The organism is Sphingobacterium paramultivorum (genome assembly GCF_014109745.1).
Lineage (GTDB): Bacteria > Bacteroidota > Bacteroidia > Sphingobacteriales > Sphingobacteriaceae > Sphingobacterium > Sphingobacterium paramultivorum.
This window is the reverse complement of the sequence record NZ_CP058555.1, coordinates 2487210-2511084: the sequence shown is the minus strand read 5'-3', so window position 1 is coordinate 2511084 and position 23875 is coordinate 2487210. Positions and strand designations below refer to the sequence as shown.

The following is a 23875-nucleotide window of genomic DNA, read 5'->3' as shown; positions in this document are numbered from 1 at the left end:
CATGAAGTATATTGCATTAGCCCTATTATCCTTGACAACAGTCACAGGATTTGCCCAACAAAAAAAAACGAACACGACGGCGAAGAAGAAGGTCGTCGCAACTAAATCAAGTACAACAAATCAACTGAAAACGAAGGCCGATTCTGTGTCTTATGCGTTTGGTGCCGATATCGGAAATTCACTAAAATCTATTGAGATCGATTACTTGAAGTCAGATGTTATTGCAAAAGCAATTTCGGATGTCTTGAAAGGGGATAAATCGCTATTGGAAGAAGGCCAAGGAAGAGCTGTTATCCAGCAGGCGATCATGGATGTTCGTGCTAAAAAAGAGGCTGCTAGTCGTGCTGAGGAAGATAAATTTTTTACCGAAAATGCAAAGGTCGCTGGAATGAAATCTACAGCTGAAGGAATTCAATATCTTGTTCTAAATCAGACGGAAGGTCCAAAGCCAAAAAGTGACGATGAGGTAACAGTGCATTATAGAGGTACCTTACTTAATGGAAAGCAATTTGATAGCTCATATGACCGTAAGGAGCCATTGAAACTATCCTTGGGTCAGGTGATCAAAGGTTGGCAGATTGGAATCCCGTTAATGTCGAAAGGTGCAAAGTATAAATTTTTTATACCAAGCAGATTAGCCTATGGCGAACGGGCAACAGGTGAAATTCCTGCAAACAGCACATTGGTGTTTGAGGTAGAATTGCTTGATATTGGTGCAGATGGAACAACGTAAATTAGGTAATACAAGCTTAATCGTTTCGGAAATAGGTTTGGGCTGTATGTCGTTAAAAGGCAATCAGTCCAAACAATCCAAAGATATTATCCAAAAAGCTTACGAGAACGGGATCACTTTCTTTGATACCGCTGATCTCTACGATAAAGGCCTAAACGAGATGATCGTCGGGGAGAGTGTGCAAAGCTTTCGTAAGCATATTGTGCTGGCGTCGAAAGTTGGTAACCTTTGGCGTGCAGATGGATCCGGCTGGGATTGGAAGGCTTCGAAGGACTATATTATCAAGGCTGTGGAAGGTTCGTTGTCACGTTTAAAAACGGATTACATCGACCTCTATCAGTTACATGGTGGTACTATAGAAGATCCGATAGAGGAAATTGTTGAAGCGTTTGAGTTGTTGAAGAAACAAGGGAAAATCCGTGCTTACGGCCTTTCATCAATTCGCCCAAACGTTATCAAGGCATTTTTGTCCAAATCTGACATTGCCTCAGTAATGATGCAATATAGTCTATTGGATAGAAGACCAGAGGAAGAAATCAGTGGCTTGTTGGAAGAACGGGGCGTAAGTATCGTCGTACGCGGTGTATTAGCCAAAGGTGTTCTCATCAACAAACCTATAGAACCTTTTCTTCAGTATAGTTCGGGAGAGGTGGCCCATATCGTGAGAAACTTGGCAAATCTTTCCAAACGTATCGGAAAAGACAATATGATTGTTGCACTTTCTTATGTGCTTTCTAACCCAGCTGTTGCTACAGCACTCGTTGGTGTGAGTACCAAATTGCAATTAGATGAATTGATCAGAGCAAAAGCGCAGATTATCAAATTAAGTAATTCGGATAAGCAGGTTCTATTGGAAGGTGTCCGGTCGTTATACTATACCGAACACCGGTAAGCTTTACTATTTATTGAAAAATAGTCTTAATATTTTAGTGAGGTCTTCTTTTGTATCCACGGCGACCGTTTCATGCGTTGTAATTGCCGTTTGAATGGCGTAACCGTTTTCTAACCAGCGTAGCTGTTCCAATGCCTCTGCTTCTTCTAGCATAGAAATGGGAAGTTGTGTCAGGGCTTTTAATGTATCTACCTGGTAAGCATATATTCCGATATGTTTATAGAATTTTTGCTTTTGTAACCATTGGTCTTTTTCCACACCTCTTAAAAAAGGAATGGTCTGCCTACTAAAGTAGATTGCTTCTCCTTTGCTGTTTCGGACAACTTTAGGGATGTTTACATTGAATAGTTCTTCCTCCGCTGTAATTTCCTTGACTAGGGTCGCTATCTGCGTAGTGGTATCTTCAAAACAGTTTGCTAAAAGATCAATTTGCGCTGGGTCGATAAAGGGTTCGTCTCCCTGTATATTGATGGCAACATCATAACCTTCTATATTCGTTATGACTTCGGCGCAACGATCTGTTCCTGATTGGTGGTGCTCTGCTGTCATTACCACCTTGCCACCAAAGGAAAGTACAGTTTGTGCTATGCGTTGGTCGTCAGTAGCAACAACAACTTCGTTTAATTTTGTTGATTTCTTGACCTGTTCGTAGACACGTTGGATCATCGTTTTTCCTTCGATGTCGATCAGGGGTTTTCCAGGGAATCTGCTCGACGCATATCGGGCAGGGATAATACCTAAAAATTTCATCTTTTATTTTTTATCAATGGATGGGCAACTGGAATTTATCAAAAAGCCTGTAAAATAACGTGATTTTACAGGCTTTTTAATGTGCTGATTATTCAAATAATCCGAATAATTCGGCTTCAATCTTTTGGATGATACCGCCGAGATCTTCTGGATTTTTGGTGAAATCCAGATTGTCCTTGTCCAGAATCATGACCTTACCTTCTTTGTAATTATTGATCCATTTATCGTATTTATCGTTCAGCTTCGACAGATAATCCAAGCGAATTGCGGATTCATAGTCACGGCCCCTTTTTTGGATATTATTCACCAGGGTAGGGACAGAGGCTTTGAGGTAAATCAATAAATCTGGCGGTTTGATATAGTGGATAATGCTTTGAAAAATATTACTATAGTTTTCAAAATCACGTGCGCTCATTAAACCCATATCATACAAGTTTTCGGCAAAGATATAAGCATCTTCATAAATGGTACGATCCTGAATCATATCAATGCCAGTTTCCTGCAATTTTACAATATGTCTAAAGCGACTGTTGAGGAAAAAAATCTGAAGATTGAATGCCCAGCGTTTCATGTCCGAATAAAAATCTTCCAGATAAGGATTGTTGTCTACAGCTTCAAACTGAGGTTCAAATTTAAAGTGACTGGCTAACATTTCGGTCAATGTTGTTTTGCCGGCACCTATATTTCCAACGATAGCTATGTGCATATTATTTCTAGCTTAATAAAATCTTTTAATACCAATAATCTCACGAACTTCTTTCAGTGTCTTGTGCGCGGATTCGCTTGCTTTTTCAGCGCCCATTTTTGCAACTTTAGCAATGTATGCATCATCATTTGATATTTCATCAATACGGGAGCGCACATCGTTGGTTGCAAGTACCATATCTTCTGCCAATTGTTTTTTGAAATCACCATAACGAATTTCACATTTGTTATAGAGTTCATCAAAATGCTGTAACGTATCTGCAGTAGATACGACCTTCATTAAATCAAAAAGATTTTGGATAGCTTCAGGCTTTGGCTGGTTCATCTCCGTTGGGCCAGAATCGGATACAGCACGCATCACCTTTTTACGAATTACGGTTTCACTATCCGATAGATAAATACAATCTGTCTCACCATTGGATTTACCCATTTTTCCCTGGCCTGCAAGTCCGGGAACTTTCACCAATTTGTCGGAATAGGAGAATGCAAATGCTTCTTTAAAATAATCTACGTTGTATAAGCGATTGAAGCGATTGCCAAAAGTCCGCGTCATCTCCAAATGTTGTTCCTGATCTTTTCCTACTGGAACCTTTGTGCCATGGTGAATCAATATATCACAGGCCATCAAGACCGGATAGGTCAATAAACCTGCGTTAACATTGTCGGGATTGCTTCTAACTTTATCTTTAAATGCTGTAGCGCGTTCAAGCTCGCCGAGATAGGCGTTCATATTCATGTATAGATAGAGTTCCGCAACTTCTGGAACATCTGATTGAACGTAAATAGTCGATTTTTCGGGGTCTATTCCTGCAGCTAAATATTCAACAATAACTTGGCGAACCGTTCCCTGAAGTCCATGAGGAGTGGGGTGGGTCGTTAGTGAATGTAAATCCGCAATGAAAAAAAAGCAATTATATTCGTTTTGCATTTTCACAAAATTGCTCAATGCGCCGTAGTAATTTCCTAAATGTAATTTTCCGGTACTTCTGATACCGCTAACAACTGTTTCCATATTCCTGCGAATTTACGCATAAATTTGACAAAGTCGAATTAAATTCGGTCGGTGACTCCTTTTTAGGAATTGCTTTATTTTTTTAATTTTTTAGCTTCATTCCAATAAACGTCCATTTCTTCTAAACTCATTTCCTGCAGCTGTTGCTTATTTTCAGCGGCTTTTTGTTCTAAATAGGTAAACCGTTCAATGAATTTTTTATTGGTGCGTTCAAGAGCATTTTCAGGGTTGATACCAATATGCCGTGCATAATTTATCAAGGAGAATAAGAGGTCGCCAAATTCCCCTTCTGCTTTTTCCTGATCCATTGGAAGTGCTATCTCCAGATTAAATTCTGCTTTAAATTCGGCAAGCTCTTCCTCTACTTTTTCCCATACTTGTTTCTTATCTTCCCAGTCAAAGCCGACACCGCGAACTTTATCTTGGATACGATAGGCCTTTACCAAAGCGGGTAGGCCTTTCGGGACGCCGGAAAGAACAGATGTATTGCCTTCTTTGAGCTTGATTGTTTCCCAATTGGATTTGACTTGATCTTCTGTATCAGCACTGGTGTCGCCGTAGATATGGGGATGGCGCGTAATCAATTTATCACAGATTGCATTGAGTACGTCTACGATGTTGAAATGTCCGTGTTCTTCGGCAATGCGGGCATAGAATACAAGATGCATCAAGACGTCACCAAGTTCTTTTTTGATTTCTGGATAATCTTTTTCCAAAATGGCGTCGGTTAATTCATACATTTCCTCCATAGTCAAATGTCGAAGGGATTCCATGGTCTGTTTTTTATCCCAGGGACATTCAATCCGTAAGGTATATAAGACATCGAGTAATCGTTGAAAAGCTAGTTGAGGTGTATGCTGATACGCTGGTGCTGCTAGATTTGCCATATTTCATCGTGTTTGGTAGCACAAAAGTAGAAATATGATTTCGAATAAACTATTTCAAATTGCGGAAAACAAAACTCTTTTGTCAATCGTTTTATAATAAAAATTAGAATTTAGATCGGATTTAGAACAATCAACTATGGAAAGAATGCATGGATACTCCTCTGCAAGTGTTGCCTTGGAAAAGTTAAACAACTTAGGTTACACGATAGATTATAATATTGAATTTGACGATTTGTTGGCTCATGCAGATCAGTACAGAATTGACTACTTATTTCGCTATGAAGGTGCATCGGATCCTGATGATGAATCGTCGGTGTATGGTATTAGCAAAAATTCGGGACAGAAAGGTGTTTTTGTTGCAGGCAATTTGTCTTTAATTGAAGGTAAGAAGCGGGATATTCTATTACAAATGGAACTTAAAGAGCGGGAGCGATAGCCTTATGGAAAAAAATGGAATGGAAACAACGGAGCGGCTTGAGCAGCTTAAGCTTTGGGCCTTGAAACGCGATGGTAAAGAGGCGGATACGCAATATCATGATCTTGCTTCGGATCGATGGTTGCAGGTTTATAGAAATGAAGCATTAAACCTCATGAAAGCGGGATTCTACAATAAAGGCTCGGCTTTGTTTGAGTCTTATGTTGAGGTTCATTATCCACATGAACTGGAAAAATTGATTGGCAAATTAGAACGTAGTTATGACAGTTTACAGCGTTTTAGTCCAGGATTGCTTGAGGATGGTTTTTATAATCTCGTTTTGGGCGATATCCCTTTGCTCATGGCTGGTACGATCGTTGTTTTGCTTCGGGCCAAAGAGTCTGATTTTCCATCCATTTACAATAATGATGCGGATGCCGACATGCGAAGCTCTCCAAATTGGCTTATACAGCAATCAAACAATGATATTTGGGTTGATATGCACCAGACAGCTTTAAATAATATTCACTACCCGGATAAAATTCTTTAGTCTGGCAAAATTTTTGTAGTCGATCGTACCAGAAAGAGGAAACCTGAATAGGTTGTTCACTTTTTGGACTTTTTATTGAATTATAAACCCATTCTAAATTTTATTTTATGATGTTGTACATTGGTATTTTTGCCGTTATCGTTGTGGCTTGCGTATTCATTTCTCTTATGATGATGAAAAAGCAAAAGGAGACGGCCAAAAAGTATGAAGGTGAATCCGGGATTGCCCTAGCTCCGGGCGTAAAGGATGAATTGTTAAGTGATGAATTTAGTGAATTAAGAAAACAGTTGAACGGCGCTCCGATCGACGCCTTTACGCAATGCGCGTATATTGCAACGGTTGGGGACAAAGTTGCTTCCGCTGCAGCTACAGCAGCCAAGACTGTTGCTTGGGCGGCTGTAGGTGTAAAGGCTCGTTATAATGAACGGGATAACGCTTCTTATCTGGTGCTTAGCAACAACGAATTGCATTACGTGTTTTTCGATGAGGGGGAGGCGAGAGACCATTTGGTTTTTGATCATGAAACCTTACTTGATGCCAAGACTGCGCAGATTAGCAATTCCGAAAAAGTAACACGCATGGGCTCTGTTATGGGATTGAAGCCTAAGAAAATGCATCTTGACGTCAATGGAAATGGGCTCGATATTATTTATTACGGCACTGTTCAGCGTATGCCGCATGGTATTATCTCTCCAGGTTCGGGTATGTTTGAAACACAGGCGCGGCTTCAATTGATGGGGCGTTTGTTTTTGGATAGATTATACAAAAAATATCCGCAGCTGCAGGGCTAACTTTTCAAGAAATGTCATTTTAGTTTCGTTTTAATTGAAGTAAGTGGCCTTTTTGACTTGATTCCGCATTGCTTTTAGTAAATTGTCTGTATCATAAAATTTATATCATATGAAAATTTTAGCAGATAAAGTAGCTTTAGTAACGGGTGCTGGTTCGGGGATCGGACTGGCAGTTGCATTGGCTTATGGTAAAGAAGGTGCTAAGGTCGTTGTCTCGGATATCAACGAGCAAGCGGGGAATGAAACCGTAAAACAAATTGAATCTCTAGGAGGAGAAGCTGTGTTTTTCAAAGCAGATAGCTCATCTCCCGCTGACAATGAAGCCTTGGTGGGGTATGCTGTCAAGACATTTGGCCGGCTTGATATTGCATGCAATAATGCTGGTATTGGTGGAGAGGCTGCACTAACGGGAGATTACAGTCTCGATGGATGGAAAAAAGTAATTGATATTAATTTCAATGGCGTATTTTATGGATGTAAATATCAAATAGAAGCCATGGAGAGGAATGGAGGCGGTGTTATTGTCAATATGGCTTCCATTCATGGTACCGTGGCTGCGCCTATGTCAAGTGCTTATACTTCAGCCAAACATGCTGTAGTGGGACTGACAAAGAACATCGGCGCAGAATATGGTCAAAAAAATATTCGTTGTAATGCGGTTGGACCTGGTTATATTGATACACCGTTATTGGCTAAGTTGGATAAAGAGCATATCGATGCGTTAATCAGTAAACACCCTATTGGACGTTTGGGAAAGGCAGAGGAAGTCGCTGAGCTGGTTCTTTTTCTAAGTTCGGATAAATCGTCTTTTATGACCGGTGGGTATTACTTAGTTGATGGTGGTTATACTGCTGTTTAACAGATCAGTTTAAGAAAAAAAAGGGATCCAAGTGTGTCGTGTTGGATCCCTTTTTTTGCACTATAACTGTGCTGCTGGACGTATTTCAGTCCCTTCCATGTTATTTAATCCGTCACCCAACGTGCGACGATATTTATCTGCTACCTGTTGGAGTTGTTTGACAATTTCGGGATATTGATCTTTTAGGTCTCTATCTTCACCGGGATCAATTGCAAGATTATATAATGCCAACGGGACTTTTACTGTAGCATATTTTCCTGGATACCGATCGCCGCCTATGGTTGCAGGTACTTCGTATGTTTCGGTTTCAGCAGGAAAAACAAGCTTCCATTTTCCTTTTCGGATTGCTTTCAAATTGTTTTTATTATGATAATAAGCGAGTTCATCTCGTGGAGTACTTTGGGTATTACCCAATAGAAGCTCTGTAAAATCAATCCCATCGATTTTCTTTATTGGCTTGGCTGCCTGGGTAATATTGACAATCGTTGGTAGTAAGTCCATATTGGTCAAAAGCTGGTTACTTACAGTTGCCGGTTTGACATGACCTGGCCAGCTTATAATGCAAGGTACTTTTAATCCACCATCAAATATAGTTGCTTTACCCTCTCTGAGCCCTCCTGTCGAACCGGCGTGGTTTCCAAACGTGAGCCATGGACCATTGTCACTCGTGAAAATAACAATAGTGTTTTCGAGCAGATGATTTTGTTCCAACGTCTTCATCACTTCGCCTACGGACCAGTCTACTTCTTCCATGACATCCCCAAACATACCGGCACCGCTTTTGCCTTTAAATTTTTCGGAAACGCCAAGTGGGACATGAACCATGGCATGGGCTAAATAGAGAAAGAAAGGGTTGTTTTTATTACGTTTGATAAAAGAGACCGCTCGGTTTGTATAATCGGTGGTCAATTGATCCTGACCATCAAAAGAATCGATAATTTTAACTGTTTTGTTGCCTTCGATTAAAGGAAGTGGGGGGTATTGGGCCCGCCAAAAAGTTGAATCTTGCCATTTTTTTCCTTCATAATCGTAGGCCCACATATCATTGGAGTAGGGAAGTCCATAGAACTCGTCAAAGCCATTTTGAAGGGGAAGGTAAGGCTCTTTATGTCCAAGATGCCATTTTCCGACCATGCCGGTTTTATATCCTTTGCTTTTCAATAGTTCGGCGATAGTTTGTTCATCGGGGTTAAGTGCAAATTTGGCATTATGGTCAATCGCACCGCTAATGCCAATTCGCGTAGGGTAGCAGCCGGTTAATAGGGCACTTCGGGAAGCTGTACAGATTGGCTGCGCGGCATAAAAATCGGTAAAACGCAAACCTTGTGCTGCGAGTTTATCGATATTTGGCGTTTGGTAGGGGCCACCACCATAGCAGACTGGGTCGGCATAGCCCATATCATCCATTAAAATAATAATGATGTTTGGGGGTGGAGCTGGTTTATTCTCATCCGTAATAGAAGCTGCAGAAGCTCCAAGGGTAAATAAGAATGGTATAAAAGAAAATATATACTTCAAATCCATCGTTTGCATTTAATTATTTAACGGTTAAGTTTTCTTGTTTGAGAACCTGCTGAAAAGCTGCTCTTGTTGCATCATCATCGCCCGCTTCAGCTTTAAGTTTAGCCAATTTTTTCTTCAACCTGGCAATTTCTTTGACATATTTTTTGTCTAGAATGGCATTGTGTGTTTCCATGGGATCTTGCTGCAGGTCATAGAATTCCCAAGCTGGAGCCGTTGTTTTAGAGTCGCTGCCTGTCATTTCTAATGGCTGTCCATAGAAGTAGATCAGTTTGTAGCGTTCATCACGGACTCCAAGATGCGCCGGGCGTATTGGTGCATGTTGCCAGTAACGGTAATACATGGCAGACCGCCATGCTTTGGATGTATTTCCTTTGAGGTTATTCCGAAAGCTTTCGCCTTGGATGTAGGCAGGTTTTTTGATGCCGGCATAATCTGCAAATAGTGCAGCGAAATCGATATTTAGAATCATGTCATCTAATCGACTACCAGCTTTGATTTCTTTGGGGTAGCTGATCACAAAAGGCATGCGCAGTGATTCTTCGTACATCAAACGTTTATCCATAAAATTGTGTTCTCCTAAGAAGTATCCCTGGTCGGAAGCCAGGATCACAACGGTATTTTCGTCCAAATTTGCCGTTGTAAGATAGCGCATAATTTTCCCCAGATTGTCATCGATTCCAGCGACGCAACGCAGATAATCTTTGAGGAACTTTTGGTAGATCTTTTTGCGGGCTTCCAAAGGGCCCATTCCTTTTGTTGAAAACGGAAGCTCGGGATAAGATGTCCAAAAGGGGCCTACCGAAGCTTGCTCATAACGGCGGCCAAGCTCCTCCAAGGGCTGCCCTTCAAAAGAGCGGCCAGTTGTGATTGCTCCTGAATCCAAAAATGTCGGGGGATAAGGAAACTCCACATCTTTGTAGTAATCTTTGAATCGCTCGGCAAAATCAAAGGGTTCATGCGTCGCTTTGTAATGACACATTAAGAAGAAGGGTTTATCGGGGTTGCGTGATTTTAACCAGTCCAGACTCATCGTTGTGGTGATATCATCTACATAGCCTTCGTAAGGTGTACCGGCCTCTTCCTTATCATTCCAGTTGTCTTTAGAGAGGTAAGTCGGGTTATGATAAACACCGTGCCCAGGAAGAACTTTAAAATCGTCAAATCCACTTGGCCTTTTTTTCAGATGCCATTTCCCAAACACAGCAGTTTGGTAGCCCGCATTGTGCAGATCCTTGGCGATATTTTCCTTATCGGGATCCAACGCATCTTCCAGTGTGTAGACTTGGTTTTTATTACTGTACTGTCCTGTCAGTATGGTTGCACGGCTAGGGGTGCAAATTGAATTGGTACAGAATGTATTATTGAGTACCGCCCCCTGACTGGCTAATTTTTCAATATTCGGATTTTTGACAAAATCTTTTAAAATACCGCCATATACGCCCCATGCTTGGGCTGTGAAATCGTCCGTTAGGATAAAGACGATATTGGGGCGTTGTGTTGCGTTGTTCTTTTTCTGTGCTTGTGAAAAAATGGGCAATAGGCCGCAGATGAGCAATACAAATTTTTTATTCATGTGAATTCAGCTATATATTAGTCGACGAATTGACTATATCGGATTGCAATAATAGTTATAATCGTTCGTCTTGGTCTGGTTCTGTCTATTTGATTGTAGACAAATCTACTCTTTATAGACAAATATATAACGGATAAACTGTAATAAATATGTTAGTCATCGATACCTTTTCCATCTAGAATATGCTGGTAATATTTTTCGATTCTCGCCGCACGTGTTTTCTCTTGTTTTGCCTGGTTAAAGTAAAATAGATACCCTTTTTGTCGACCTGGTGTAAGTGATTGAAAAGCTTTTTGAAGTAAAGGGTCTTCAAGTAAGGCACGCTTAAATTCTTCCGGTACAGGGTAATCGGCAGCTTTTCGCATGTCAACTTTCTTGCCTGATTTTTCAATTTCGATGGCCTCCTGAATATATGCCGATATCACTTCCCGCAATGATTCTATCTGCTCAATAGTGGTGAATCTAAGCTGTCTGGCCGACTGAACATTTTCTGTTTGCTGGATCAGTATATTTTTGGGATCTTTTAATAATGCACCTTTATGAAATAGCAGCGCACAGTATTCTTTAAACCCGTGTATCAATACGACATTTTTACCTTCAAATGTATAACAAGGATGCATCCATTTATAATCCTCCCGCAGTGTTTTATTGCCACGGACAATTTCTCTCAACAGATTGAATTCTTCATTCCATCTTGTCGCATTTTCAAAAAAATGTTCAATTTTTAGATTCATCATGTAGTGCTTTAGGTAGTTTAGCAAGAATTTCCTGTAATCTGTTGTGCGCCATATTGATTCCTTGCGCAAAAGGCATCTGTAACAGCTGGTTCCGAAATGCGACCGACTGAAATATTATATGGATGTGAAGCCTACTGCGTTCTGCACTTATTTTTTCAAATGTTAAATATTCCAACTGCACGGGAAAGGCGCTGTTTTCCATTTCAAAAGTCCGTGTGATGCGTTGATTGGGGAGGAATTCATGTATCGTTCCATTTGCTTTGAACATGACCTGGCCATTGTGCGAAGTTTCAAATGCATAGGAGCCATGCTTTTTATTTTCCAATTTCAGGACTTTAGTTCCCATCCACTGTTCGAAAATTTCGGGATCCTCGTATGCTCTGAAGAGCAGTTCAACAGGTAAATCGAATTCCCTTGTAATGACAATCTCCTGTTTATTATCCTCCGCCTGGACGTTAGTTTTTGGCTCCATATTATTTGTCTTTGTAGTTTTGCATAATAGCTTCCAATTTATTGAATCTGTCATCCCACATTTGACGGAAAGGTTCAATAAAATCCGCAATTTCTTTCATCTTCGATGGGTTGAGTTGATAATATATCTCGCGTCCATTTTGTTGAAACTTTAATAATTCACATTCCGTCAATATTTGCAAATGTTTTGAAACGGTCGGTCTTGCTGTATTGAAATTGGCTGCAATTGCACCAGCAGTCATGGCTTGTGAGGCTAGAAGAAGTAAAATTGCTCTTCTGGTTGGGTCTGCTATAGCTTGGAAAACATCTCGTCTTAAGTTCATATTGATCTATTTGATTACTAATATAAGTGTAGTTATTTGACTACGCAAATTTTTTATAAATTATTTATAACGGAATAGATGGGGTGGGGCTAACGTGGATCAACGAATAAAAATTTTTCCCTGGCGAATTTAAAGTGGAAGCGATCGGGAATTAAGCTTACGGATTAATACTTGGCGAATAATGCTAAATTAGCGTAATTAATTATAACATGATGAAAACACAGTTATCGTATTTAAAAAAATTGAGCGTATTGGGGACGAAAACCTTAGTCAAATATTATTTGCTGGCTATTGTTTCAACTTTACTGTATTTGGTGGTTGGCAGTTTTCAGTTTAAGGCTAGTCATGAAGCTTTCTTTTCGACGGTCAGTCCTGCGCAAGCCGCAGCTAAATTCATTTGGCTGATTGGATTGATCCTGCTACCTGTACTACTTTTTATTTTTAGCAACAAATATGTGTTTTCAAAGATTGCAAGTCTTGTTTTGGAGGAAAGGCAGGATGATCTCATTCTTCCGGCATTTGACAAAGTATTATTAATTTTTCAATCGAATCAGCCCGATGTAATACAAAATGTTGCTGATTATTCTTTTGCGAAACTTAAATTGATCAATGACGTAAAAAATACCAAAATCGAGAATCCTTGGGTGCGACGCATTGTCATTTTTGGTTTGAACAAAGTGAAGTTTGATGCCTTGGATTTGGACAATAACACTAGCTTCTATGCTATTATAAGATCAAAGTTTATGAAGGTACTCGAAATCTTAACAGAACCAAGTAGCAAACCATTTTGGCTATGTATTCTTGTGCAATGGCTTATTCTACTTTTTGTGTGGCTGACCAACTAAATGTGTTGATTACTGCAAGCAAGCAAGCAAGCAAGCAAGCAAGCAAGCAAGCAAGTGCTGAAATAACAGAATATCATGACGGTATAAGTTTTATTTTGTATTTTAACTGTAAGAATAAAAACCATAGAGTTTTAAATGGATGTTATGATGAAAAATATTTTTTTTACTGTTGTTCAGCTTTTGGTTGCATCATTTGTTTTCGCACAAATGCCTCAGGTAAAGGTTGAAGAGGGGATATTAGAAGGAATTACTTTGTCAAGCGGGGTAGAGTCCTTTCGAGGGATTCCTTTTGCAAAACCGCCAGTAGGCGACCTAAGGTGGAAAGAACCGCAAGCTGCTGAACATTGGTCTGGCATCCGTAAAGCAGATCATTTTGGTTATTCTCCGATGCAGAAACCGATCTATGGGGACATGCGATTTCGATCACCCGGGATCAATGAAGACTGTCTCTATCTGAATGTATGGCGTCCAAAGACCCTTGGTTCAGGCAAACTTCCTGTTTTAGTTTATTTTTACGGCGGAGGTTTCAATGCTGGTGATGGATCGGAAAATCGCTATGATGGTGAAAGTTTTGCCAAAGAAGGTCTTATTGTCGTTACTGTCAACTATCGCCTTGGTATCTTTGGCTTTTTTGCGCATCCAGCATTAACCGAGGAATCGGCGAAACATGCTTCCGGAAATTATGGACTGCTGGATCAGCATGCAGCTTTGGTTTGGGTCAAAAAAAATATAGCCGCATTTGGTGGGGATCCCGATGCCGTCACCATCGGCGGTGAGTCGGCAGGGAGTATGTCCGTTTCTGCGCAAATGACTAGTCCGCTATCTAAGGGACTATTTAAACGTGCTATCGGTCAGAGCGGAAGTGTTTTTAACTTGCGGTATGGCACTGCCTCTATTACGGAGCAAGAGCAACAGGGGACCGCATTTGCAACGCGCATAAATGCCGAGGGGCTTGATAAGCTACGTGAAATTCCTGCGGCCGAACTCCTTGATAAAGCCAGCGAGCCAGGGGCCTTTGCGACCCGTTTGATTGTTGACGGCTATTTTCTGCCGAAATCTCCTTTGGCTATTTTTGAGGCAGGGGAACAGTCTAAAGTCCCGCTACTTGCAGGCTGGACGTCTACGGAAGCTCCATATACTGCCTACATGGGTAAATTGTATCCATCTCCGGAGAATTATGAAAAATTAGTAAGAGCACAATATGACCTTAAGGCTGACGAAGTGCTCAAGCTTTATCCTGGAAAAACCGAAGCGGAAGTTATTCGATCTGCAACGGCACTGGCCAGCGATAATTTTATCGTTTATAGTACCTGGAAATGGCTTGATCTGCAACGACGGAATAGCGGTCAGCCAGTCTTCGTTTATATATTCGGGAAACCGCGGCCGTCCATGCAACCGGCATACCGCGATGCACAAACCGGGCTTGCCGGAGGAATTAGCAAGAAATCTGCACAGGAAGCCAAGGAAAAAAGCCCAGAGCCCCTGCCGGGTGCTTTCCATGCAAGTGATATTGAATATTTATTGGGAAATCTGCAAAGCAATGATGTTTTTGCCTGGACTGAAGATGATTACAAGGTGTCAAAACTTGGTCAGGAGTACTTTGTTAATTTTATCAAGACGGGCGATCCAAATGGAAAAGGGCTGTCAACCTGGCCGAAAACAACAGCACTAGATAAGCGCATGAATATTCTGAATTTGAATATCGAGGTAAAAGCATCTGCTGAAGAATTTCGGAATAGATATCTTTTTCTGGATAAATTGTTTGTCGACCGTGAATATAAATCCAGATAGACGCCTTCTTTATTCAACCTACAGCAGTGGTTAAGTCGTTAATCTATCAGGTAAATTAAAGTACTTTTTTATTTTACGGTCAAATAAAAACTATTTATTGCCAAGGGCTGTTATCAGATAGACTTTTTATGAAAGCGGATGGACGATATTGTCCTGTACAGGGAGATGCTAGACAATGGATAGATTTATCAAGAATCGTTTGTTGAATAGCGAGGGGCAACCAATTTAGGAAACTGAAGTACGATTTATGGCGTTGATTTTTGTAGATGATACTCATATAGAGCAAACTTGGATATATGACAATAAATCCTGATGTGATTATTATAGGTGGTGGTTTGGCTGGACTGACTAGTGCATTGCATCTGTCTAAACAAGGATTCAACGTGACGTTAATCGAAAAACATGATTTTCCCCGTCATAAGGTTTGCGGCGAATATGTTTCGAATGAAATTTTGGCCTACCTGCATTGGCTGCAAGTGGATGTTGAATCGCTATATCCAACACATATTCAGGAACTTGAGTTCACAACAGAAGGTGGGCAGATGAATAGGGTCAGGTTACCCTTGGGTGGGATTGGTATCAGTCGTTACGCGTTGGATGATCTGTTATATCAGCAAGCAAAAGGTAATGGCTGTACAATTGTTATTGCGACTGTAACAGGTATATCCTTTAGCGCTGATACATTTGCTGTTTCGTTTCAAGATCAGGTATTAAGATCAAAAATTGTACTGGGCGCGTATGGAAAACGCAGCAATATCGATCAGCTCTTATCCCGTGATTTTATAACGAAAACCTCTCCTTGGATGGCTGTTAAGGCACACTATTCGGGCGATTTTCCGAATGACCTAATTGCCTTGCATCATTTTGAAGGAGGCTATTGTGGGATTTCCAAGGTCGAAGATGACCGGATAAATTTATGTTATCTGGCCGATGTAAAAACGTTCAAGAGATACAAAAACATAGGTGATTATCAGAAGTATGTTTTGTCCAAAAACAGACATCTTAAGTATTTTTTTGAGCACAATAGGCTACTTTTTGAAAAACCGCTCACGATCAGTCAATTTTCATTTGATAAGAAATCAACAGTAGAAAACCATATTCTTATGATTGGTGATACAGCCGGTCTTATTCATCCATTCTGCGGAAATGGGATGGCGATGGCGATACACAGTGCAAAAATAGCTTCTGAACTTGTCCTGGAATATTACCGGGGCCATATTCATTCACGAAAGCAATTGGAAAAGGCTTATGTCAAGCAATGGAATCAAACGTTTAAAAGACGCCTTTTATTCGGTCGACTTCTGTCGCGGCTGTTAAGCTATAAAATAGGGACCGCAGTTTTAATGAAGACTGCCTCATTTTTTCCGAAAATGCTCAGCTGGATTATTAAACAAACTCATGGAAATGCAAGGTCAATAAAATGGGAATAAACACAAAACAGAGAACATCGGAGCATGAGATCATGGACGATTTTCTGCTCGAAGGAGAAGAACTTCGGACAACATTGGACAGGATAGCAAAGATTAATCGTTTTTTAGGCGGAAATAACATTACGCTAAATGGTGTGAAAAAATTGCTTTCAACCAGCTGCAAGAATGAAACAATAACGATTGTGGATATCGGTTGTGGCAATGGTGACATGCTTCGCATGTTGAGCGATTATGGCAATAGACATCATATTAAGCTTTCAATGCTCGGTATTGATGCCAACCCCTATACAATAAATTATGCGGGGGATTTGTCTAAAGATTATACCAATATATCCTATTTGTGTGCGGATATCTTTGAAGAGAATTTTGAAGATGTCAAGTATGACATTGTTCTGTGTACGCTTACCATACATCATTTTGACGATGAAGAGATTCTTAGTTTGCTAGGCAGTCTGGTCAACGTATCAAAATTGGGGGTCGTCATTAACGATTTACAAAGGAGTAAAATGGCTTACCGGCTTTTTCAAACCATTGCTGTTCTTTTTAGGTTAAATAGAATGACAAAAGTGGACGGGCTTGTTTCTATACTGCGTGGGTTTAAAAAAGAGGAACTTACACAATTCTCCAATAAACTGAAATTAGAAAATTATAGCATCCAATGGAAATGGGCCTTTCGTTACCAGTGGATAATTTCCAATATATGAATGTTAAAATAATAACTGTTGCTAAGCAACTCCCTAGATACTCTTGTGCTACCGTTGATATCCTTCCGCTATTGGATATCTGGCTCCATGGACAAGAGCCTCGCTTTATTAAGAAGATCAAGAAACTTTTCGAAGGCTCCGCCGTGGAAAGACGATATGCTATTATGGATCCGAAAGAGGTCTTCACAGCGACGTCTTTTGAAGAAAAAAATAATGTGTACTGCCGGGAGGCAACGGTCCTAGGGGAGCAAGCACTTCGTAAGGCCCTTGAACAGACGGGATGGGATCCGCAGTCTCTGGATTATATCATTACAGTAAGTTGTACTGGAATTATGATCCCCTCCCTAGACGCGTATCTCATCAATAAGATGAAACTCAGACAGGATATTGTGCGGTTACCAGTTACCGAAATGGGCTGTGTTGCCGGTGTTTCAGGTATTATTTATGCTAAAAATTTTCTTCAGGCCAATCCAGGCAAACGTGCTGCGGTCATTGCCGTCGAAGCGCCAACAGCAACTTTTCAGCTGGAAGATTTCTCCATGTCAAATATGGTCAGTGCCGCAATATTTGGAGATGGTGCAGCTTGCTGTCTGCTTTCCTCCGACGAGTCAGACAATGGTCCGGTGATTCTCGATCAGGAGATGTACCATTTTTACGATGCGGAAGATATTATGGGATTTAAGCTGACAAACAGCGGTATGCAGATGATACTGGATGTTGAAGTGCCGAATGTGATCGCGTCTCATTTTGACGACGTTATACATCCATTTTTGAAGAAGAACCAGCTTAAATTTAAAGATATTGATTACATGATTTTTCATCCAGGTGGAAAAAAGATTGTAGCTACAATCGAAGATATTTTTGCTGAATTTGATAAAGATATTGAGGATACTAAGGCTGTGCTGGCACAGTATGGTAATATGTCGAGCGCTACGGTGTTATATGTCCTCGAACGTATTATGAAACGTACTCCTCAGGTCGGTGAATTAGGGCTGATGCTGAGTTTCGGTCCTGGATTTTCAGCGCAGCGCGTTTTACTACAGTGGTAATCTACAAAATTTGAATGATGGATCTGAATTCTATACTAGCGAAATTGCCTTACAGTGCTCCGTTTTTATTTGTCGATGCGTTGACCCATGTCGATGAGGAAGGTGTTGCAGGTACCTATACCTTTGATGAAAATCTGGATTTTTATAGAGGACATTTTAATGAAAAAGCGATCACTCCAGGAGTTATTCTGATCGAAACGATGGCCCAAATAGGTTTAGCTTGTTTGGGAATTTTTCTGCTCAATAAAGACTTGATACATTGCTCTTCTATTGCATTGACTTCTACTGAAATACAATTTTTAAAACCCGTGTATCCAAAGGAAAAAGTTACTGTAATTTCAAAAAAAATATATTTTAGGTTTGGAAAGTTAAAGTGTGCGGTTACCATGAAAAATGAAGCTGGTCAGGAGGTTTGTAAAGGAATATTGGCAGGTATGATTACTGAGGAGCTATGAAGAGAGTTGTTATTACTGGATTAGGAGTCGTTGCACCCAATGGAGTGGGAGTACCGGCCTTTACACAAGCGTTAAAGGAGGGTGTCTCCGGTGTTAGACATGATGTGCAGTTGGAAAAATTGCAGTTTTCCTGTCAGATTGCTGGAATGCCACAAGTATCGGATGATCTCAAAAGGCAATATTTCACGGAACTTGAGCTCAGGGGTTTTAACAGTACAGGCATATTATACGGTGTCATAGCTGGAATGGAGGCTTGGACAAATGCAGGTTTTCCTATTGCCTTAAATTCGGTCCCCGATTGGGATAGCGGAACGGTCTTTGGTTCAGGTACCTCAGGTATCGATAAGTTTCGGGAGAGTATTTATAAAATTGATGAGCTGCAAACACGTAGGCTAGGCAGTACAGTCGTCGCCCAAACGATGAACAGTGGTGTCAGTGCATATTTAGGTGGGAAATTAGGGCTCGGAAATCAGGTGACCACCAATTCCTCTGCCTGTGCTACTGGGACAGAAGCAATTCTAATGGCATATGACCGGATTAGGTCCGGAAGAGCAAAGCGCATGCTAGCAGGTAGTACTGGAGATAGTGGACCTTATATTTGGGGCGGTTTTGACGCACTGCGTGTCTGTAGTTCGCAATATAATGACCGCCCTGCGGAAGGTTCTCGCCCAATGAGTGCAACAGCCTCAGGATTCGTCCCGGGTAGTGGAGCTGGGGCCTTGCTATTGGAGGATTTGGAAAGTGCCTTAGAACGCAAGGCCATGATATATGGCGAGTTATTGGGCGGTCAAGTAAATTCTGGAGGGCAACGGGGAACGGGCAGTATGACAGCTCCAAATGCTGAAGCTGTACGCCGATGCATTGCGGAAGCCCTAAAAAATTCGGGCGTCTCCGGATGGGATGTGGATGCTATAAACGGTCATTTAACGGCGACGGCCAAAGATGCTTTTGAAATAGAAAACTGGACTGAGGCTCTTGGGCGTAAAGGGAACGATTTTCCATTGATAAACTCGCTAAAAGGAATGACTGGGCATTGTCTCAGCGCGGCAGGTAGCATAGAATGCGTGGCTACAGTTTTGCAGTTATATCATGGATTTGTATTTGGAAACAGTAATTGTACTGATTTACATCCTGAGATTGCAGCAATGATAGATCCATCAAGAGTACCATTACATCAAGTTGATGTCAAACCTCATATTATAGCCAAAGCGAGTTTCGGATTTGGGGATGTAAATGCCTGTTTAATCTTTAAAAAATTTGATAACTAAACCTATGAACAGAGAAGAATTGATCGGTGCTTTAAAACCAATTATAGCACCTTACACAACAAACGAAGAAGCATTTGGAAAGCTTACTGAAAAGACTGATTTTATGCGTGATCTACAAATCAATTCAGCCAATTTGGTTGATATTGTCCTGGATATCGAAGATCAATTTGGGATCGTTATTGAAAATTCCGATATGGAGCGTATGCTTAATGTCGGAGCTGCAGTCGAAATAATCGAAAGCAAGTTACAAGAAAAATGATTGGTAATGACATTGTCGACCTGGTTCAGTCCAGAAAAGATAGTAATTGGAGACGTAGAGGCTTTGTTTCAAAGCTATTTAATGAGCATGAACAACTGTTGATTGGGAACAGTCCAGATCCCGAAATTGTTGTTTGGCTCTTATGGAGCATGAAAGAGGCTGCCTATAAAATATGGAATAGACAGACAGGAATTCGGAAATATATGCCTAAAGGATTGCTATGTTCAGGTATTGAACGGTCTTCTTGCAACGCAACGGGAGAAGTCATTTGCGAAGGGAAGAGGTATTACACTAAGACCATTGTTTGCCCTGATTTTATACATACCATCGCAGTTGACGAATTAGTTCATTTAGGCAATATTGTAGAAATCGAAAAAGGTGAAATTGTTAAAGATGCTCAGGGGATACCAAGCATCATTCTGAAAGATAGCGGCACACACTTACCAGTTTCTGTAAGTAACCATGGCCGTTTTGAAAGAATAGTTGCGATTACATGAAAAAGTCAGTATCGTTAACCTTTATGTTATATGTAACTATATGTCGGTATATAGTTGTACTATTCCAATTTATATGTTTAATGTTTTTTAAAATAGCGGTGTTAAAGGCGATTTTTCTTAAATTGAATTGTGCTAAAACTGCAAGTTTGGCAAACACATTTTTTTAGTTTGCATTAAAAGTCTAATCAAAAAAAGAAGTATGAATGGTAAAAAAAAGTTTCCTGTAGGATTCTATAAATATTTAGAAGAAAATACTTTAGTAGAGATCAAAAGTGGAGAAAATAGAACCAAATTTACAGAAATCTGGATGGTTATCGTAGATGAAAGGGTTTTTGCCAGAAGTTGGAATAAAAACCCAAGTGGCTGGATGAATGAATTTTTAGCTAATAAAGTTGGAATGATAAAATTTGGTGCGGAAATAATTGATGTAACGGTAAGGAAGCTTGGGGATAATCATCCTATTCATCAAAAAATTAATCAGGCCTATTTGGAAAAATATACACAGGATTATAATCTTGAATATGCTAAAGAGATTTCACTTCCGGAATATGCGCATTATACGATTGAGTTTTTTCCTTCTGCCCCCTAGTTGTATTGCATAACTAGGAGAGCCTGATGACAGCAGCTACTTTTCAATTCATAAGATAGCTAGCTGGAGTAGATCTGAACGAAAAATTCCAAGAACTAAGTATAGCTTATCAACTTAGTCAGACGAGCAAACACCTTATTGCACTTGGATTGATTCTTCCCGAAGCATCTGTTTGAATTTGGGATCTCGTATATAACGACTAAAATCATGGCTTGACATTCCTGTGAAATCGGTCATAGAAAAGATGCTATAATTTTTCTTAAGGGCGTTATAACTTTCCTCTTTGTATCCAAGATCAGTTGGATTAAGTTTGTTCGATAAGAATCCAAAAAACTTCTTCAACATCTTGTCCGTTCCGTTGATAGTGATGTGTATTTTCTTGACTTGTGAGCTGAGATTCACAAATTTTTTTGTGTTACTTGCCGTATCCGTATATTGAAACTCGGAAAGTCCTATCGCTGGAGCCAGCATAATGCAGGTAATTCTATTTTTGTTTTCTAACAATGGCTTTGCCCGCTCGATATCAACATTGTGAACGTCTTTTGCTTGAGCTGAAAATGAGCTATTGTATTCAGGATTTGAAATAGCGCTCATAACCACAGATGCTCCACGACTATGTGATATGATGAAGACATCCTTATCGGCCATATTGTTCAGTATACGTCTTAATCCAAATTCACCGGCCATCTGGCTAAAAGAGGCCGCTGAAAACCAGTTTTTGGCGGAACGAAAAGGGGAGGTAGATCGTAGACCATCCCAATAAAATCGAATGATTTCATCGTTTTTAGGGTTTGTAACGATATGATCGGAAATATATTTATATTGTTTTACAACTGATTCTTCATCAGCATTGAAGCCATGGACTAAAATGAACACACGTTTTTTGGGGGCAATACGTTTAGACAAACGCAGCATGTTACCGCGTTCAAAAGCGAGTAATTGTTCGCGGTCACCTCTGTCGGTGGCAATTTTCATAAGCGAATAAGGATCTCGAGCCGCTCTATTGGAAGGAATGCCATAGTTTTTCTTCCAATTGTCGGGGTAGAAATTACCATTTTGATCCACAAATGAGTACCATAGGTTAGGATCTACACCGGTATTGGGGGTAGCCGAATCGGGAAGATTATGGATAAGGCCACACGAAGTGAGCAAGCTGATAACGATGATAATATAGAAAAAATACCTTTTGTTCATATGATTTATTTCCTACTATTCCTGAATTTAATTTTTAACTAGGATCCAATGGCTACTAAATTGGATATATTTTCACAAAAAAGCGATTTGTTGTAATATAGTCATTATTTTGGACAGCGAAAAGTAGTTTGTATTTTGAACACTTCATGTTTGCTGAAATTTAGCAGGACCAAGCTACAAATCACTTCTTTGTGATTAAATAAAGTTTGTTGCGTTGGTTGGTGAAAAGTTGATAATTTAAAGCTGGATTTGCATAAAAGCCATATGCATTAAATTGGTCGGTATTCTCAAAGGTTAGTGTGCCGATGTTTTTATTGTTGATATCGACTTGAGACCAATGCCATTTTTCGTCCAGATATAAGCTGTCTTTAAATCTTAAGGTGTCATTTTCGACAATAAGCTGTGAGAATAGGCAGCCTTGCCAAAGGTCTCCTTTTTCATATTTCCCAGTTTTGACGTCATGTCTATTGCGAACACGTTTGATTTTCTGATAATAAACTGATCTAATATTAGGGGGAGTTGTATTCGCTACCCATTCATTCTTATCCCAATGACCGAAAAGATCATTTACGGTACGGCCTTTAGATGAGCTTTGTGGGTCTAAATTATTATCATCCGATATGTTTTCACTTAACACATACCATTTATCGTCCATAAAATAAGTTCGTTCCGTATAGCTTTTTGAATTGCTTTGATCGGAATGATAGATTTTCTCTGACAGCAGATAGCTGGCCTTACTTTCAATATCATTGAGTTTTTGGCCTTGTTGATCTGCGGACCAAGTGAGATTTGCATTGAATACTTCAATTGTTTTTTTTGTAGTATCTCCATTCAATGGCCAGCTGCGAAAGTAATGTTTGGAAACGTTGATCAAATAGCCCTCAAATAAAATTTCTGAATCCTCATCCTTGTCCTGTTTAAAGAAGTATTCATCAATCTGCTCGCCATCTTTATCCAGTTTATAGAATGTATGAATAACTGTTGATGGGCTATCGGTGTTGGTTGCACCGGTTAAACAATGAATGATTAATTCATTGTTTTTAGTCAAAAACTGATCTATAGGGTGGTCACTTGCCTTGAATAGTATGATTTCATGTTTCCCAAACTGGTTTTTTAGCTTATTAATGTCAGCATATTTGCTGTATTCATTCGGCAGTTTTGAAGAGTGGAAGAAGTTTTGAAGCCTAATATCGATATCAAAAATACCATTTGTATAAATAATAGCGCATGCAATCAGGGCACATCCCAGTAAGTAGTACTTCAAATTGCGTGTATCCTTTAACAGCAAAAAGAAATGGAAAAATACCCAGCTCAGTACGCAAATAAGAGGTGAAAAAATAATATAACTCAACTTTTCATTGCTGCTTAGATCAAAAACGAAAAAACTGATGAGATATGCCGCCATAAAGATTAGGCATAATATAAAAGACTTCAATAACAGTTTCTTTTTGGCTTTCTTCGGTTCCTGATCTATCTGTTGCAATATTTTATAATTTAGTATAGGCTATATCCGATCTTACGCTGGACCGATATAGGTGTAATTTAAACTTTTTCTTTAAGGTTTCAAATAAT

The 23875-nt window shown here is 40.0% G+C and carries 27 protein-coding genes; 16 read left to right on the top strand and 11 right to left on the bottom strand.

Translation table 11 applies throughout. From position 1 onward, the window contains the following. Position 1 precedes the first annotated feature (1 nt). Both HS960_RS10960 and HS960_RS10955 read left to right on the top strand, forming a co-directional pair. The gene (locus HS960_RS10960; protein ID WP_153848800.1) at positions 2-733 is read left to right on the top strand and encodes an FKBP-type peptidyl-prolyl cis-trans isomerase; all 732 of its coding nucleotides are present in this window, start codon (positions 2-4) and stop codon (positions 731-733) included. Continuing rightward, positions 720-1625 carry an aldo/keto reductase gene (locus HS960_RS10955; protein WP_153848801.1) on the top strand — a complete coding sequence of 302 codons (906 nt, stop codon included), beginning with the start codon at positions 720-722 and terminating at the stop codon, positions 1623-1625. Before HS960_RS10960 ends, HS960_RS10955 begins: the two co-directional genes overlap by 14 nt. Before the next feature lie 6 nt (positions 1626-1631). On the opposite strand, the gene kdsB is transcribed toward HS960_RS10955, so the two are convergent. The 4 genes from kdsB to mazG form a co-directional block, all read right to left on the bottom strand. Beyond that, positions 1632-2375 (bottom strand): 3-deoxy-manno-octulosonate cytidylyltransferase, encoded by a 744-nt coding sequence (gene kdsB / locus HS960_RS10950; RefSeq protein WP_182332646.1) that lies wholly within the window; start codon positions 2373-2375, stop codon positions 1632-1634. An 88-nt stretch (positions 2376-2463) separates the two neighbouring features. Next, a complete protein-coding gene (locus HS960_RS10945) occupies positions 2464-3081 on the bottom strand; it encodes a deoxynucleoside kinase (RefSeq protein WP_153848803.1) in 618 nt (205 codons plus the stop codon). 12 nt (positions 3082-3093) lie between these two features. Further along, a complete protein-coding gene (trpS, locus tag HS960_RS10940) occupies positions 3094-4092 on the bottom strand; it encodes a tryptophan--tRNA ligase (protein WP_182332644.1) in 999 nt (332 codons plus the stop codon). Between the two features lie 74 nt (positions 4093-4166). Then, positions 4167-4979, bottom strand: a complete 813-nt coding sequence (gene mazG / locus HS960_RS10935) for a nucleoside triphosphate pyrophosphohydrolase (RefSeq protein ID WP_182332642.1) — start codon at positions 4977-4979, stop codon at positions 4167-4169. A gap of 136 nt (positions 4980-5115) precedes the next feature. Between mazG and HS960_RS10930 the strand changes: the two genes are divergently transcribed. The 4 genes from HS960_RS10930 to HS960_RS10915 all read left to right on the top strand — a co-directional run bounded on the left by HS960_RS10930 (position 5116) and on the right by HS960_RS10915 (position 7594). Next, positions 5116-5415, top strand: a complete 300-nt coding sequence (locus HS960_RS10930) for a hypothetical protein (protein ID WP_153848806.1) — start codon at positions 5116-5118, stop codon at positions 5413-5415. A 4-nt stretch (positions 5416-5419) separates the two neighbouring features. Then, complete coding sequence (locus HS960_RS10925; RefSeq protein ID WP_182332640.1) at positions 5420-5944, top strand: hypothetical protein; 525 nt, start codon at positions 5420-5422, stop codon at positions 5942-5944. A 107-nt stretch (positions 5945-6051) separates the two neighbouring features. Continuing rightward, positions 6052-6735: a hypothetical protein gene (locus HS960_RS10920; protein WP_182332638.1), complete on the top strand. Its 684-nt coding sequence runs from the start codon at positions 6052-6054 to the stop codon at positions 6733-6735. Positions 6736-6844: 109 nt separating this feature from the next. Further along, entirely contained in the window at positions 6845-7594 is a 750-nt protein-coding gene (locus HS960_RS10915) for an SDR family NAD(P)-dependent oxidoreductase (RefSeq protein WP_159728574.1), read from the top strand. Between the two features lie 60 nt (positions 7595-7654). On the opposite strand, the gene HS960_RS10910 is transcribed toward HS960_RS10915, so the two are convergent. The 5 genes from HS960_RS10910 to HS960_RS10890 all read right to left on the bottom strand — a co-directional run bounded on the left by HS960_RS10910 (position 7655) and on the right by HS960_RS10890 (position 12222). Then, positions 7655-9118 carry a sulfatase family protein gene (locus HS960_RS10910; RefSeq protein WP_182332636.1) on the bottom strand — a complete coding sequence of 488 codons (1464 nt, stop codon included), beginning with the start codon at positions 9116-9118 and terminating at the stop codon, positions 7655-7657. Between the two features lie 13 nt (positions 9119-9131). Next, a complete protein-coding gene (locus tag HS960_RS10905; RefSeq protein ID WP_182332634.1) occupies positions 9132-10691 on the bottom strand; it encodes a sulfatase family protein in 1560 nt (519 codons plus the stop codon). 152 nt (positions 10692-10843) lie between these two features. Beyond that, positions 10844-11428, bottom strand: a complete 585-nt coding sequence (locus HS960_RS10900; protein WP_228280281.1) for a YdeI/OmpD-associated family protein — start codon at positions 11426-11428, stop codon at positions 10844-10846. After that, the gene (locus HS960_RS10895; RefSeq protein WP_182332632.1) at positions 11409-11900 is read right to left on the bottom strand and encodes an SRPBCC domain-containing protein; all 492 of its coding nucleotides are present in this window, start codon (positions 11898-11900) and stop codon (positions 11409-11411) included. The genes HS960_RS10900 and HS960_RS10895 overlap by 20 nt, the downstream gene beginning before the upstream one ends. A gap of 1 nt (position 11901) precedes the next feature. Continuing rightward, the gene (locus tag HS960_RS10890; protein WP_088161133.1) at positions 11902-12222 is read right to left on the bottom strand and encodes an ArsR/SmtB family transcription factor; all 321 of its coding nucleotides are present in this window, start codon (positions 12220-12222) and stop codon (positions 11902-11904) included. A 209-nt stretch (positions 12223-12431) separates the two neighbouring features. Between HS960_RS10890 and HS960_RS10885 the strand changes: the two genes are divergently transcribed. From HS960_RS10885 to HS960_RS10840, 10 genes are all read left to right on the top strand, one after another. Further along, positions 12432-13067, top strand: coding sequence for a hypothetical protein (locus HS960_RS10885; RefSeq protein WP_182332630.1), 636 nt, complete (start codon positions 12432-12434; stop codon positions 13065-13067). Between the two features lie 144 nt (positions 13068-13211). Further along, the gene (locus HS960_RS10880; protein WP_228280279.1) at positions 13212-14858 is read left to right on the top strand and encodes a carboxylesterase/lipase family protein; all 1647 of its coding nucleotides are present in this window, start codon (positions 13212-13214) and stop codon (positions 14856-14858) included. A 296-nt stretch (positions 14859-15154) separates the two neighbouring features. Then, on the top strand, positions 15155-16288 hold the full coding sequence (locus HS960_RS10875) for an NAD(P)/FAD-dependent oxidoreductase (RefSeq protein ID WP_182332628.1): 1134 nt from the start codon (positions 15155-15157) through the stop codon (positions 16286-16288). After that, a complete protein-coding gene (locus HS960_RS10870) occupies positions 16279-16992 on the top strand; it encodes a methyltransferase domain-containing protein (RefSeq protein WP_153845456.1) in 714 nt (237 codons plus the stop codon). Before HS960_RS10875 ends, HS960_RS10870 begins: the two co-directional genes overlap by 10 nt. After that, positions 16989-18041, top strand: coding sequence for a type III polyketide synthase (locus tag HS960_RS10865; protein ID WP_182332626.1), 1053 nt, complete (start codon positions 16989-16991; stop codon positions 18039-18041). Before HS960_RS10870 ends, HS960_RS10865 begins: the two co-directional genes overlap by 4 nt. Positions 18042-18055: 14 nt before the next feature. Next, complete coding sequence (locus tag HS960_RS10860) at positions 18056-18496, top strand: 3-hydroxyacyl-ACP dehydratase FabZ family protein (RefSeq protein ID WP_227550130.1); 441 nt, start codon at positions 18056-18058, stop codon at positions 18494-18496. Beyond that, positions 18493-19764, top strand: coding sequence for a beta-ketoacyl-[acyl-carrier-protein] synthase family protein (locus tag HS960_RS10855; RefSeq protein WP_182332624.1), 1272 nt, complete (start codon positions 18493-18495; stop codon positions 19762-19764). Before HS960_RS10860 ends, HS960_RS10855 begins: the two co-directional genes overlap by 4 nt. Before the next feature lie 4 nt (positions 19765-19768). Beyond that, positions 19769-20023, top strand: coding sequence for an acyl carrier protein (locus HS960_RS10850; RefSeq protein ID WP_075992081.1), 255 nt, complete (start codon positions 19769-19771; stop codon positions 20021-20023). After that, complete coding sequence (locus HS960_RS10845) at positions 20020-20520, top strand: 4'-phosphopantetheinyl transferase family protein (protein WP_182332623.1); 501 nt, start codon at positions 20020-20022, stop codon at positions 20518-20520. The genes HS960_RS10850 and HS960_RS10845 overlap by 4 nt, the downstream gene beginning before the upstream one ends. A gap of 199 nt (positions 20521-20719) precedes the next feature. Continuing rightward, entirely contained in the window at positions 20720-21109 is a 390-nt protein-coding gene (locus tag HS960_RS10840; RefSeq protein WP_182332621.1) for a DUF2255 family protein, read from the top strand. 135 nt (positions 21110-21244) lie between these two features. Here HS960_RS10840 and HS960_RS10835 read toward each other — a convergent pair whose 3' ends face one another. Beyond that, positions 21245-22303, bottom strand: a complete 1059-nt coding sequence (locus tag HS960_RS10835) for an alpha/beta hydrolase (protein WP_182332619.1) — start codon at positions 22301-22303, stop codon at positions 21245-21247. Between the two features lie 181 nt (positions 22304-22484). Continuing rightward, the gene (locus HS960_RS10830) at positions 22485-23708 is read right to left on the bottom strand and encodes a hypothetical protein (protein WP_182332616.1); all 1224 of its coding nucleotides are present in this window, start codon (positions 23706-23708) and stop codon (positions 22485-22487) included. Between the last annotated feature and the right edge of the window lie 167 nt (positions 23709-23875).